This window comes from Nodosilinea sp. LEGE 07088 (assembly GCF_015207395.1).
GTDB lineage: Bacteria > Cyanobacteriota > Cyanobacteriia > Phormidesmidales > Phormidesmidaceae > Nodosilinea.
In genome coordinates, this window is the sequence record NZ_JADEWX010000171.1 from 1 (window position 1) to 12,466 (window position 12,466).

A 12,466-nucleotide genomic window follows, 5' to 3' on the forward strand; every position below is an offset into this window, starting at 1 on the left:
ACTTCGTCCGAGTTGGCGAGCAATGCCCCGGATGGACAATGCTGTCGTAGTTCTCAATTCGTAAACTTTATTTCGTTCAGAAGCGCTAAGCTGGATATAGCTCATAGGGTGTCTTTTTGTTGTGGTAAACATCAGACTATCCTATGAGCCCCTCTGTGGAAAGCTTCTAGGTGTTGCACTTCATTCTAGAATCGGCGGTTTATTGACTCAATTTTGCTGAGCAGAACGATATTAAGAAAACTTGAACAGGCCCTGTCTTGATGCGATTGATACAGAAGACTCGTTCGATATCTTCCCTAATGGTTCAATCGGGTATTGTTCTCACCGGGGATTTTGGCTATGCAGTTTGTTGGGTTGCTCAGCAAGTTTGATCAGCGCGTTTTGAATATGGCCCTGATACATCTCTGTAATACCGAAAGCCATGTTGGGCAAGAGATGCGCCGTCAATACAATGCTTGGAAACAAGACAGCGATGACCCAGTCCATAACCCCTGGCTAGATGTTCATCAATTCACCATTTATATTCCCCATCCCGATCAAGATTATGAAGACATCACCCTTGCAGACGGGCTGACCCAGGGCTATAACGTTGAGGTTGCGCCAGTGAAAGACCCCAGCAGCCTGATTTACAACATTCCCCAGGGGGGGCATTTTGTCGCTGTGTTAAAGCAAAAGCAGGTGGATGGCGATTTTGCGATCGCCGCCACCGGAGTCTTTGTCCGCTCCCTGGCGGTGCTCAGCCTGGATGTTGTGGTTGATCTGGTACAAGGCGAAACTCAGCCCATTGTGGTCAGGCATCCGATCATTCGCGACTATCCCCAAGATTGGGAAACGAAACTGCGGCTATTCTTGCAGAGAGAGATTAGCGATGAAGCCTTACCGCGCCTGGTAGGGTATGTCGATCGCAGTTTGAACCGTGACTACCGCTCGCCCCGATGGCATGAGGTTTACTCGGCCGGCAATGGCTTGTTAAACCTTTGACAGAGAGGCTGATAAAACTTCGTTGCCGTTGTTTGCCGATAGCACCCTGCACAACTCCAGTTACCAAGCCTAGCGTTGCTGAAATGAGGGATAAACGGATTTATGGAGCCCTGTCAATGTTAGGCTTTCGACAATAGATTCATTCCAGGAATTGGTATGGGGAATCTATCTGCTTGGGTCTGCCCCGATTTGCAGTTAATCTGCATATAGCCCTTACGCCGATAGCCCTATGAAAAGCCGCTGGGATGAGTCCGTTGCCCAAACCCTGAATGGCGATCTGCTCAAATTGCGGGTCTACAGCTCTCGTCTGCTGGGGCAGGAATCAGATCTAGTGCTCCACGGTGGCGGCAACACGTCGGTGAAGGCCACGGTGAAGAATTTCTTTGGCGACGACGAAGCGGTGCTCTACGTCAAAGGCAGCGGCTGGGATCTATCGACGATTGCAGCCCCCGGCTTTGCCCCGGTGCGGCTAGAGGTGCTGCAACGGCTGGCCGCGCTAGAGCAGCTGACCGATTCAGAGATGGTCACCCAGCAGCGGGCGGCCATGCTCGACCCCAATGCGCCCAACCCCTCGGTGGAGGCGATTCTCCACGCCATTATCCCCTACGCCTTTGTTGACCATACCCACGCCGACGCGGTAGTGACGTTGACCAATACCCCCACTGGCGCAGAGCAGATTGGCCAGGTCTATGGCGATTCGGTGCTGCTGATTCCCTACGTCATGCCGGGGTTTATTTTGGCCCGCAAAATTCGCGCACTCACCCAGGGCATCGACTGGAGCCAGTACAAAGGCATGGTGTTGATGAACCACGGCATATTTACCTTTGCCGACGATGCCCATACCGCCTACGAAACTATGATTGAGCTGGTCAGCCTGGCGGAGGCGTCCTTAGCCCAGCACAACGCCGTGTCCTTTGCGACGGCGGCCCCCCAGGCCGATTGGTTGACTCTGGCCAAAATTCGTCAGCAGGTGTCGCGCGTTAAGGGGGCACCGATGCTGGCCCAGCTCGACCAGCGACCCGAAGCGGTGGGCTTCTCGAACCTGCCCAATGTGGCTGCGATCGCCACCCGTGGCCCCATCACCCCCGACCACGTGATTCGCACCAAGGCGATTCCGGTGGTGGTCGATCGCGACCCAGAGGCGGCGGTGAATGCCTTTGCCGAGAACTACCGTCAGTACTTTGAGCGCCATACCGATGGGCAGCTGACCCAGCTCGATGCCGCTCCCCGCTGGGCGGTGTGGCCCGGCTACGGCACGCTATCGTTCGATCGCTCCATCAAGGCCACCGCCATTATTACCGACATCATCGAGCACACCCGCCGCGCCATTCAGATAGGCGAGGCGCTGGGGGGCTGGCAGGCCCTCGGCGAAAAAGACCTATTTGAGATGGAATATTGGGAATTAGAGCAGGCCAAGCTGGGCAAAGCCAAAGCAGCATCGGAGTTTCAGGGCAAAATTGCCCTGGTGACGGGGGCCGCCAGCGGCATCGGCAAAGCCTGCGCCGAGACCTTGCACCAGCAGGGCACGGCAGTGGTCGGCTTTGACGTGAACCCTGATGTGGCCGAGATTCTAAACAAACCTGGATTGGTGGGGGTACAAGGGGATGTCACCGACGAAGCCGCAGTGAAAGGGGCGATCGCCGCTGCCATTCAGCACTTTGGTGGTCTGGATATTGTGGTCAGCAATGCGGGCATTTTCCCGCTCGGTCAAACCCTAGAAAACCTGGATGCCGACATTTGGGAAAAGAGCCTGGCAATCAATCTCACCAGCCAGCGGGCCCTGCTGCGCCACGCCATCCCCTTTTTACGCCACGGCATTGATCCGACGATTTTGTTCATTGCTTCCCGCAATGTGCTTGCGCCTGGGCCTGGTGCTGCCGCCTATTCTGTCGCTAAGGCGGGGCTAACTCAGCTGGCCCGCATTGCCGCTCTGGAGCTGGCTCCGGAGATTCGCGTCAATGTGCTGCATCCCGACTGCGTCTACGACACCGGCATCTGGACCCCGGCGGTGCTGGCTGGTCGGGCCGAGCGCTACGGCATCAGCGTGGATGACTATAAGTCGCGCAATTTGCTCAAGCAGCCGGTCTCGTCCCGGGAGGTGGCGCAACTGGTGTGTACGATGGCGAGTCGGGTGTTTGCCAAAACCACCGGGGCGCAGGTGCCGATCGACGGCGGCAGCGATCGCGTGATCTAAACCCAGCCTATATCAGCAATGGCGACAGGAGAAGTCAACGCGATCGCTGGGCGAGATTCTCAGTCGTCAGAGGAGTGGGTGATAAGGCGTGGGTTAGGGCAAGAGCAGAAGCATTAAGCAAACTATTGAGTGGGGTGATTTCTGTGATGAAATCTATGCCATCACGGATTAAACCCAGACCCCATAAATTATATTGTGGGCCTGAAAATAAGCTGTCGTCAGATTAAACGATAAATCATTTTTAGTATAAATGGCTGCCGCCCCCGCCGCCTGAGAATGAGATGAGAAAATAAAAAAGCATCAATAAATGTAGAAAAAGGTCGCTCAGATGCCATCTTCCATCCATATAAAAATCGATATTTGAGATTAAACTTAAAACTATTTTTTAGTTTCTAAAAGATTGCTAGCCTATTTATATAGAGCTCATTTGGAACTTATATGGAGCTCATCTAGGACTGTCTATTCATTGGTTCAATCGACTCATGGATAGATACACACAGAGAGGACTCTCAAAATGAAAAATTTTTCTCAGATACTTAAAATTAGCGCGCTGGCCGTGGGCATTCTCGGGAGTACTGCCGCTGGTGCTGTGGAGGCCGCTCAATTGGCGGATGGTCGGGTTATATTTGACCGCCCCCCAACGCTGGTTGAAGCAACCACCTACGATCAACTGGCTGGCTTCGGCGGACGCTATCACTTTGTAATCGAGGTGCCAGACGATGCTGGGGAGCCCTTAGAGGCCATCACCATCATGCCCCTAGATGGCGCTAGGAATATTGTCTTTAAGCTCGACTCTACGACCGCCCAGCAGGGTGTTGCCTATGCCAATGGCCCTGAAATTCCCTTGTCCAGCGTAGGTGGTGTGCCCGAAAATTCTGACAATATTTTGGTTGTCTTTGATCAGCCGGTGCAGCCCGGTGAAACGGCGACTGTCACCTTGCAGACGGCCTACAATCCGTGGGGTGGCGTGTATATCTTTGGCGTCACTGGGTACCCTGCTGGCGACGGTGGAGTTGGCCAAATTCTGGGGCATGGACGGATTCAGATCTACGATAACAGCCGGTAAGGTAGCGGTTGTTGTCATCAGTCGGGGCATGGCACTGCAATGCCCCGACGCGATCCTGGATTTGCAGTGAGGTTGCTCAAATCAGATTTTTTATAAACGTGCGATCGCACCCCATCCGCCCCTAACTTACCAGCCCCAAAAAGATCGCCCAGGGCAGCACCCCAAAGCCAATCGCAATGCCGCCAGCCACCACCGCACTGGCCCCAACCACTACAGGTCGAATTCCGGCGTTGAGCAGCCCGATCGACTGCCATGCACTCCACAGCCCGTGGCGCAGGTGCGAGGCCAGCAGCCCCAAAATAGCGCTGTAGCCCACTACGTAGGGCAGGTAATGAAATTTCTCAACCACTAGCCTAGCCAGGTCGCGTACCGTTTCGCCACCCAACTCAGTGGTGTAGTAGGGGCCAAACTTAAAGGTCAGCAGGTGGGTGACCAAAAACACCGCCATCACCGAACCTGTGACAATCATAGTGCGTGAGCTCAGGGTCTGATAGCTTGGCCCACCGACCGATTGGTAGGTGCTATACCCCTGGGGGCGGGCCTGCCGCTGACGCCAGAAAATTTCGATGCCAACCCAGGCGTGCAGCAGCACTACCGCCAGCAACCCTAGCTCGACAGCGTAGAACAGCATTCCTAGGCTCTCGATCTGGCGGGCGTAGGCGTTGTAGGCATCGCGGCTAATAAACAGCAGCAGGTTGCCGACCATGTGGGCTAGCACAAACATAGCCAGGGCTAGCCCAGTGGCTCCGGTAATCAGCTTTTTGCCCACCGACGAGCGGTATAGCCTGAGCAGAGGCGAGCCTGGGCAAGGCTTGGTCTCGGGGGCCTTGAGGGTGTTGGTCATGGCTCATCCTGCACGCGTTCTATTTGGTCAAGCACTCGACGAATCTCAAAGGCATCAGTAGCGTCGGGGTGTTGGTAAAGGTAGCGTTCTAGGTCAAGTTGAGCCGTCTCTAGCTGCCCCTGCTGGTAGTGAATCAGACCGCGATCGCGCCATTCAGTCACCGCCTCAGGGTAGATCAGCAAAATACGATTGATGGCGTCGAGGGCCTTGGGCACATTTTTATTTTGTAGATAAATCATCTTCAGATTGGTCAGCATGCGGGCCAGAAACACCGTTGGGGTAATGGGAGCCAACTGCTGAGGTTCGAGCTGGGCCGAGTCGCCAAACATCTGCCCGATACGCTCGCGGCAGTCTTGCTCAAACAAGACCTCTCCCTGGTTAAATGGGTCAACAAAAAGATCCATGTCATCCACAGTCGGGCGAATCAAAAAATGTCCTGGCATACTCACGCCCGCCATCGGGAAACCAATCCGCTGCGCCAACTCCAGGTACACCAGCGACAGCGTAATCGGAATCCCCACCCGTCGCTCCAGCACCTCGTTGAGAAAGCTATTGCGAGGGTCGTAGTAGGCAATGCGGTTGCCCTGAAAATTCAGCTCCCCAAACAGATAGTCGTTGATAGCGCCGATGATCTTCAGCGGGTAGGGGCTTGGGGGCAGGCGCTGGCTCAGCGTTTCTGCCATGCGATCGAGCATGGTCAGGTAATCTGCGATCGCCAGGTCAGGATAATCTTCCTGAGCCATATACAGCGCCGCTCGGGCTAAGTTCACCTCATTATCGGGTCGCCGCAGCTCGTGGTAGAGGCGCTCCCGAGGCAGTGCAGAGTGAGTCATCTAAATATCGTAGTCTTTACCGCTGCCATAAAATAGGCTGTCTTGCCAACGATGGCTATAGTATCGCTGAACCGGAGGCAGCAACTCAATTAAGGGGTCAAGGGCTCTCGCTAGGGGATCTAGCGCACTGTAGCCAGCCAGACTGCTGTAGTGCTTGAGCCAGGTGCCGAGGCTGCCAATGCCCACCTGGGGAATCACCTTGGCCACCACCCCCGGCGATTTGATCGAGGCCATGGCCAGGGTTTTGGCCAGCGCCGGAAACTGCACGACATCCTGCAAAAATGGCTTTAGGGTCGGTTCCCCGAGCTGGGCCATGGCGGCAAACATTGCCGTCAGCATTCTGTTGATATGCTGCTCCGCGAGCGGCTGATCAACCCCCACGCTCATCGATCGCTGAAATAGCCAGGTCACCGATAGATTTGGCTGGTAGGGCTGGAGCGCCCCCAGCGCCGTTGGCCCCAGACAATCACTGGCCAGGGCTTCATCGATGCCCCTGACCAACCGTTCCAGATGGCGAATTATGGCTCCAAAACCACCAAAGCTCAGAGGCGACTGGCTGCCGCTGCTGTCACCCACCGCCAGGGTACGCCCCCAGGGATATTGCAGCGGGCTGTGCCGATAGCACGGAAAAAAGCCAAACAGCGCCCGTTTAACCTGTAACTCCTCCAGGCTGACCTGTTGATATTCGGGCAGCAGCTGCCAATATTCTTCAAACAGCTCGCCCAGGCTGAGGCGGCGGGGGTCGGCATCCATATAGGTGAACAGGTAGGTGGTGCGTCCATCCCGCGCCGGAAACGCCTCCCAAAAGTACTGGCACTGGTGCCGCAGGGGGGTAAACGACACAATTAAATCGCCCGTCTCGTTTTTGGCAAAGCCTTCGGCGCAGGTACCGACCACCAGACACAGGGCATCGGGCTTGGCGGTGCCGCGGGCCTGACGCACCAGGGGTGAAAAATGCCCCATGGCATCCACCAGCAGCCGGGTTGTAAAGGACTGTGAGGGCTCTGGTTCCTCTGGCGAAGGTTTGCCCATTGCTTTGACCAGTACTCCATTGGCATGCACCCAGGCCGCCTCAAAGGCCGTGCGCTCAAACAACTTACCCCCAGCGGCTAAGAATTTATCTTTGAGGCGCTCCAGCAGCCCCCTGGGGTCGACCCCGACATTGAGCACATCGTTGACCCACAGGGGCTCACCATCGCCAAACTGAATGCGAGCCGGGTTGTATTCGGAGGCAATGACCTCTTCCAGTTCTGCTGCCGTCAGTAAGCCCAGATCGGTGAGTGCCGTCAGCTCTCGCCGAGAGATGTTCCACTCCTGCTGTCGCCCCTGTAATTGGCCCCGCTCTAGCAAAGCCACCCGCCAGCCTCGCTGGGCTAACCCCACTCCCACCAGTACCCCCAGGGTGCCGCCGCAAATGACGACATCCCACTCCACAGCCTCTAATGGGGCTTCGGTCTGATGTATGACCTGAGCTGCGGGCAAGTTGCCCGTGCGGTACCGCAGCCACAGGTCATCGGCCTGCTTCAAACCCGCCAGGGGGCTGCCCGGCAGGCTGGCGAGCATTTGTTCAGTCAGCGACATGGAGCAACGTGATAAAAATCAGTAGATAGTCTCAGGGTAGATCAAAGTGCCCATAAAGCATCTGGCCGCTGACTTGGCCTAGGCCTCGGTGGGTGTCTCTTGCTGCTGGTGAATCAGGTCTACCCCCCGGGAGGTGCCCAGGCGCGTTGCGCCTGCCTGCACCAGCGCCACAGCTTGGGCGGCGGTGCCAATGCCCCCCGAGGCTTTGATGCCGACGCGACCCTGGGCAATTTCGTCAAGCTGGCGCACCGCCTCAACCGTGGCTCCGCCCTGCCAGCCGGTGCTGGTTTTGAGAAACGACGCCCCCGCATCCATACAGATGTCGGCGGCGAGGGCGATCTCAGCCGGGCTGAGCACGGCGGTTTCGAGAATGGCTTTGACCAGCAAGCCGGTCTCTTCACAGATCGTGGCGATCTCGCGGTGCAGGGCGTCGGTGTTGCCGACCTTGAGCCAGCCCAGGTTAATCACTATATCGAGCTCGTCGGCTCCGTTCTCGGTTGCCTCTTGGGCCTCATAGAGTTTAGTGGCCGAGGTGGTAGCCCCGGTGGGAAAGCCGATGACAGTGCACACCTTGCTCTTGCTGTTACGCAACAGATCCACCGCCTGGCGCACGTGGCAGGGGGCAATGCAGACGGCGGCAAACTGGTAGCGATCGCATTCGGCGCACCACTGAGCAACCTGCTCTGGCGTGGCCATCGGGCTGAGCAGCGAGTGGTCAATCAAAGGAGCCAGATCGATACCGTCTTCTGTTGTTGCTCGTCGGGCCATTACCAACTGCCTCCAGTGACCAAAGGGTGATGCGATCGCGACTAGTAGATGAGCTACAACCCATCAACCGCATTTCACTATATAGCTTTCCTGGGATCGCTTTCGTCGAACTGGGCTTGGTCAAACATGTGCACCGTGCGAATTGGGTAGGGAATGGTGATGCCCGCGTTATCGCAGGCGGCCTTGAGAGCGATCGACACCTGTGACTTAATACGGCGTACCTCGGCAATCTGGGGCGTCGTCCAGTAGCGCACCTTAAAATCAATCGAGCTATCGCCAAAGCTCACCACATCCACCTCAGGGGTCGGGGAGTTGAGCACCCCTTCCACAGTAGTGATGACATCGAGGAATGTCTGCTGAGCCAGCGGCAACGGAGTTGTGTAGCCAACGCCAATGTCCAGGTCGGTGCGGCGGCTGCGAAAGGCGGTTAATACTCGCACCGGATTTGTAAACACAATGGCGTTAGGAATTTCGACCAGTTCGCCAGTGTAGGTGCGTAGCTGGGTCGAGCGAATTTTGATCGCCTCCACTGTGCCCTCATAGTCGCTCATGATGACCTGATCGCCTAAGCGAAACGGTTCCTCCAGCAGCAGCAAAATGCCAGCCAAAAAATTCTTAAAAATGTCTTGAAAGGCAAAGCCAATGGCAACCGAGCCAAGCCCCAGTAGCCCAATGATGTCGCCCAACCGCAGGTCAGGAAACGCCACCACTGCCGCAATGATTAGCCCCAGCGCCCAGGTGCCAATGCGGGCAACCTGCACGGCCAGCAGCTGCAGCGATCGACTGGCCACTAGGCGCTGGCTCGCTTTGTGCACCACCTTTTGCACCACTTTGGCCGCGTATCCAGTCACCAGCACCAGAAATAGCCCTAAAAAAAGCCCAGGCAAGAGCTGAATAAACTGATCGACCAAATCCAGCAAACTGGTCTGAATGCGCTCCAGCAAGAGATTCATAGTTCTGGGTAAAGCAGTTGCAACAAGTCGTTCGAAGGTTAACACTGCCCCAGGGCGACCGACATCTGCCCTAGGGCAGTGGTTCGCCGTCGGTCTGCGGTTACCAAGCTAAGGGGTGAAACGCTAGAGCACACAGCCGAGAAACTGCTCATACCCATGCTGAAATTGCTCCTTGCCATGGCACTCCACAATACTGCCGTGGGCCATGATCACTCGATCAAAATCCCAGCGCAACACCTGCTCAGCCGCAGCTTTTACCGTGTCCTTGGCGCTGGTTGCCATGCGCTCCAGCAGCGACGGGCTCAGGCTTTTGTAGCCGCCGCCGATTTTAGTCACCAGCTGAGTCAGCCACGGAAAGCTCTCATCAAAGCAGAAGGCCGTATCGGTCAAGATCAGCGTGCGGCTGGCGGTATGGCAAAACACCCATTCCTCTAGAGGATCGGGGCCGCCGGGGCCGAGGGTTTTGAACCCATCAAAAAACAGGCGCTCCAGACCGGGCCAGGGGCTAGGCGAGTCACCACCAATCACCTCGTCAATGGCTAAATCGGGCCGTTTTGTCCTCAACCCTGGTGTCGCCCAAAATTGCGCGGCAGGGTACGCTGCTTTGCAATCAGCCGCAAACAGGTAGTGATACAGATTGGGCGCAATAATGTGCCTGACCTCACCCAGCTGATCGAGCTGATCCGCTAGCCCTGCACTGATCTGAATAGGCGAAATCAAGGCTAACCCATCATCAGCGAGGCGAATTACCGTCATGCGGGTGCCGACGCTCAGGCCAAAGTATCGCAGCGGCTGCTCAGCCACCCAAAGATCTCGATCAATTGCTCTGAGCATGGTTCAACCTCTGAGAAGAATAACTGCGCACCTACAGCATGACGTTTGCCAGATTTGAATTGGCGAAAGCACGGCGAGTCTAGCTTCATCAGAGCTAGTAATGATACCGACAGGAAATGATCGTCAAGTAATGATCGTCTACGGCGCAGACCAGACGGTGTGTGTCATCAATGCGACGCGACCAAAAGCTCGATAGATTTTCCTTGAGAGGTTCTGGTTTACCAATGCCTTCAAAGGGGAGAGTTTTAGTCGCCTGAATGAGCGAATTGATCCCTTTTTAACGTCTTTCTATACTGGGTCTGCCAGTAGAAATAGTCTTTCCAAGCGGCATCAGTCCAGGCCAGCTGACGATCACTCATCGAGCAGGTCTCGCTCTGTAGTTTGGCCCTGGCGGTACTGGGCGATCGACTCTTCTAGATGGCTTGCATTGGCGGGAGATTTGAGCAAGTAAACGGTTTTCATCAAATAAGATAGAGTAGTATAAACCATCTAATCTTTCTCGCAAAAAACCACCAAATCTTGAGCGCTCTATACCTAGTAATTTAGCAAGAATAAAGCTCTTTTCCTGGTAACACTTTTGAAATATACAGCGGTTCCCAGATGGATGAGGTGCAGATTCAAATCTAAAATTCTTGTGTGGCAAGGGTTCTAGGCTTTGTGCTGCACCTCATGAAATCAAGAAACGCTGTATATTTTGCAATGCTTTTGTTACTCTGTCCTAGAAACTTACTGTTCAAACTCATCCATTAATTTCGGTTCATATACAGGCAGGGTAAGCATATCATTCATTGCTTCTTGCTCTATCAACTCAAGCTCAAGCATTTCATCATCTAGTTCATTAACTGAAGAAGGTTGAATAATCGAGACATTTTTCTGCCGTTTATATAAGCTACATCTAGCAAACATTTGAAACTCTAATTCATAATCTTTGATTAAATCACGCCTTTCCAAAGCATTCTCAATCGCGCGCTTCCCAAAAAGAAGTTGCTCAACTCGTTTCTCAAACGAAATACTCTCCTTGTGTTGTCGATAGTAGTAGAGAGGTCGTCTCAAGTGTAGAATCTCGGAAGTCTCAGATACCTTTAAACAAAGATCATAGTCTTGACAGTATTCAAACTTGCGATCAAAACCTCCAACCTTATCGTAAACAGAGCGCCGCAAAAGTCTGAAGTGAAATACCATAAATTCAACTAAGAGACGCTCCTTGGAATAGGGCACTTCACAAGTTGGTCCGTACTGCTTGAACTTGTCTTCTTCATCGATAACGATGTAGTCGGTATAGACTAAACCAGCTCCCTTATTCTCCTTAAAGCAAAGGATTGTTTCTTCAAGCGCCGTTTCTGAAAGTAAATCATCGCTGTCCAGTAATCCAAGATAAGTACCGCTGCTAACAGTACAAGCATTAGCAACAGCGTGCCCTCTACCCTGGTGAATAGCAGGGAAAACACGAATTCTATTATCTTGTTTGGCATAGAAAAACGCAATTTCTAAAGAGTGATCTGTTGAACCATCATCCCAGATAACTAGTTCCAAATCAGAATACGTTTGTGTAAGAACGCTCTCAATTGCCTTTGGCAAATAATCCTCGCGATTGTAAACGGTTGTAATAATGGAAATAAGAGCTGACATAGGTCCAATATGAAAACCTCTTAAAAACTATTCTTTACCCGGCAGAGTAAACTAAATCCCTGTGGTGCAGAATACTTTTGCTACTCCATGATTCACCTGCCCATTTACCTACCTCTACCGTTACCTTGGGAGAAGATAGCGGCGCTTTGTGTAACTTTTCTACAAGAGTTTCTCCACCGAAATCTAATTGAAGATTCCCTTCTGCGACAATGAAAGAGTCATTTCCATAACGTGCTCCTGTGCAAGAACAGCAAGTTGGATCACCAGAAGGGCAGTCTGGTGGCGGTGGCGGTGGATCTCCTTTTCTTGGATTAGGGCAAGATACTGAAGGCTCTACATAATTATTAGTTGGACTAAATCTATACCGATAAATCTCGAAGACTCCCGGACGAGTTTCTCTCTGTGTGAAAAATTCCCCTCTAATATTAATCAATTCAGGTTGAGCGCCTAAATTATCGATTTTCCCGTTGAGTCTTGCTGGAGGTACACCTATAAACGCCATGTTTCTAAAGATGAAGCCATTAAAGTTTAGCCCCCGAACGGTAGAGTTACCTCGGAGTGCTATCTCTCCAGGAAGTGCTCCAAAGATTAAGCGCACGCTCGAATCAACGTATCTGACGCTAGGCCTGATGCCTTGACGACAGGCTAGATAAAGGGGTTCTTCCGGCAGCATGGTGATAAGTTTTTCTAATCAGAAAAGCAAGCTAGCAAGCGCTTACGGAAATTCTCAAAGTTTACAAACCCATAAGCTTGGCGCTTAATCAACTTAATTCGATTGTTGAT

At 53.6% G+C, this 12,466-nt stretch carries 11 protein-coding genes and 2 pseudogenes; 3 read left to right on the forward strand and 10 right to left on the reverse strand.

Annotated elements, in window-relative coordinates:
• Positions 1-339: 339 nt before the first annotated feature.
• The 3 genes from IQ254_RS25325 to IQ254_RS25335 all read left to right on the forward strand — a co-directional run bounded on the left by IQ254_RS25325 (position 340) and on the right by IQ254_RS25335 (position 4,241).
• Complete coding sequence (locus tag IQ254_RS25325) at positions 340-981, forward strand: hypothetical protein (protein ID WP_193968937.1); 642 nt, start codon at positions 340-342, stop codon at positions 979-981.
• Between the two features lie 229 nt (positions 982-1,210).
• Positions 1,211-3,175, forward strand: a complete 1,965-nt coding sequence (locus IQ254_RS25330) for a bifunctional aldolase/short-chain dehydrogenase (RefSeq protein ID WP_193968938.1) — start codon at positions 1,211-1,213, stop codon at positions 3,173-3,175.
• Positions 3,176-3,689: 514 nt separating this feature from the next.
• Positions 3,690-4,241, forward strand: coding sequence for a DUF2808 domain-containing protein (locus IQ254_RS25335; RefSeq protein WP_193968939.1), 552 nt, complete (start codon positions 3,690-3,692; stop codon positions 4,239-4,241).
• 121 nt (positions 4,242-4,362) lie between these two features.
• Here the strand turns inward: IQ254_RS25335 and IQ254_RS25340 are convergent, their stop codons facing one another.
• The 10 genes and pseudogenes from IQ254_RS25340 to IQ254_RS33930 all read right to left on the reverse strand — a co-directional run bounded on the left by IQ254_RS25340 (position 4,363) and on the right by IQ254_RS33930 (position 12,466).
• Positions 4,363-5,085, reverse strand: a complete 723-nt coding sequence (locus IQ254_RS25340) for a succinate dehydrogenase cytochrome b subunit (RefSeq protein WP_193968940.1) — start codon at positions 5,083-5,085, stop codon at positions 4,363-4,365.
• A complete protein-coding gene (locus tag IQ254_RS25345) occupies positions 5,082-5,918 on the reverse strand; it encodes a SirB1 family protein (protein ID WP_193968941.1) in 837 nt (278 codons plus the stop codon). The genes IQ254_RS25340 and IQ254_RS25345 overlap by 4 nt, the downstream gene beginning before the upstream one ends.
• Complete coding sequence (locus IQ254_RS25350) at positions 5,919-7,499, reverse strand: NAD(P)/FAD-dependent oxidoreductase (RefSeq protein WP_193968942.1); 1,581 nt, start codon at positions 7,497-7,499, stop codon at positions 5,919-5,921.
• 78 nt (positions 7,500-7,577) lie between these two features.
• Positions 7,578-8,267, reverse strand: a complete 690-nt coding sequence (gene deoC, locus IQ254_RS25355) for a deoxyribose-phosphate aldolase (protein WP_193968943.1) — start codon at positions 8,265-8,267, stop codon at positions 7,578-7,580.
• Positions 8,268-8,344: 77 nt separating this feature from the next.
• Positions 8,345-9,220: a mechanosensitive ion channel family protein gene (locus tag IQ254_RS25360; RefSeq protein ID WP_193968944.1), complete on the reverse strand. Its 876-nt coding sequence runs from the start codon at positions 9,218-9,220 to the stop codon at positions 8,345-8,347.
• A gap of 123 nt (positions 9,221-9,343) precedes the next feature.
• Complete coding sequence (locus tag IQ254_RS25365) at positions 9,344-10,054, reverse strand: DUF4336 domain-containing protein (RefSeq protein ID WP_193968945.1); 711 nt, start codon at positions 10,052-10,054, stop codon at positions 9,344-9,346.
• Between the two features lie 94 nt (positions 10,055-10,148).
• Positions 10,149-10,413: pseudogene (locus tag IQ254_RS25370) on the reverse strand (Txe/YoeB family addiction module toxin).
• Positions 10,406-10,519: pseudogene (locus IQ254_RS33925) on the reverse strand (type II toxin-antitoxin system Phd/YefM family antitoxin); the annotation flags it as partial. The pseudogenes IQ254_RS33925 and IQ254_RS25370, both read right to left, overlap by 8 nt.
• A 261-nt stretch (positions 10,520-10,780) precedes the next feature.
• Positions 10,781-11,683, reverse strand: a complete 903-nt coding sequence (locus tag IQ254_RS25380; RefSeq protein WP_193968946.1) for a glycosyltransferase — start codon at positions 11,681-11,683, stop codon at positions 10,781-10,783.
• A gap of 687 nt (positions 11,684-12,370) precedes the next feature.
• Positions 12,371-12,466 (reverse strand): transposase, encoded by a 96-nt coding sequence (locus IQ254_RS33930; protein ID WP_369011301.1) that lies wholly within the window; start codon positions 12,464-12,466, stop codon positions 12,371-12,373.

What these genes read in the sequence shown, in the direction of transcription:
- IQ254_RS25335 (WP_193968939.1), top strand. Translation starts at nt 3,690, where the DNA reads ATGAAAAATTTTTCTCAGATACTTAAAATTAGCGCGCTGGCCGTGGGC.
- IQ254_RS25365 (WP_193968945.1), bottom strand. Translation starts at nt 10,054, where the DNA reads ATGCTCAGAGCAATTGATCGAGATCTTTGGGTGGCTGAGCAGCCGCTG.
- IQ254_RS25330 (WP_193968938.1), top strand. Translation starts at nt 1,211, where the DNA reads ATGAAAAGCCGCTGGGATGAGTCCGTTGCCCAAACCCTGAATGGCGAT.
- IQ254_RS25345 (WP_193968941.1), bottom strand. Translation starts at nt 5,918, where the DNA reads ATGACTCACTCTGCACTGCCTCGGGAGCGCCTCTACCACGAGCTGCGG.
- IQ254_RS25380 (WP_193968946.1), bottom strand. Translation starts at nt 11,683, where the DNA reads ATGTCAGCTCTTATTTCCATTATTACAACCGTTTACAATCGCGAGGAT.
- deoC (WP_193968943.1), bottom strand. Translation starts at nt 8,267, where the DNA reads ATGGCCCGACGAGCAACAACAGAAGACGGTATCGATCTGGCTCCTTTG.
- IQ254_RS25350 (WP_193968942.1), bottom strand. Translation starts at nt 7,499, where the DNA reads ATGTCGCTGACTGAACAAATGCTCGCCAGCCTGCCGGGCAGCCCCCTG.
- IQ254_RS25325 (WP_193968937.1), top strand. Translation starts at nt 340, where the DNA reads ATGCAGTTTGTTGGGTTGCTCAGCAAGTTTGATCAGCGCGTTTTGAAT.
- IQ254_RS25360 (WP_193968944.1), bottom strand. Translation starts at nt 9,220, where the DNA reads ATGAATCTCTTGCTGGAGCGCATTCAGACCAGTTTGCTGGATTTGGTC.
- IQ254_RS25340 (WP_193968940.1), bottom strand. Translation starts at nt 5,085, where the DNA reads ATGACCAACACCCTCAAGGCCCCCGAGACCAAGCCTTGCCCAGGCTCG.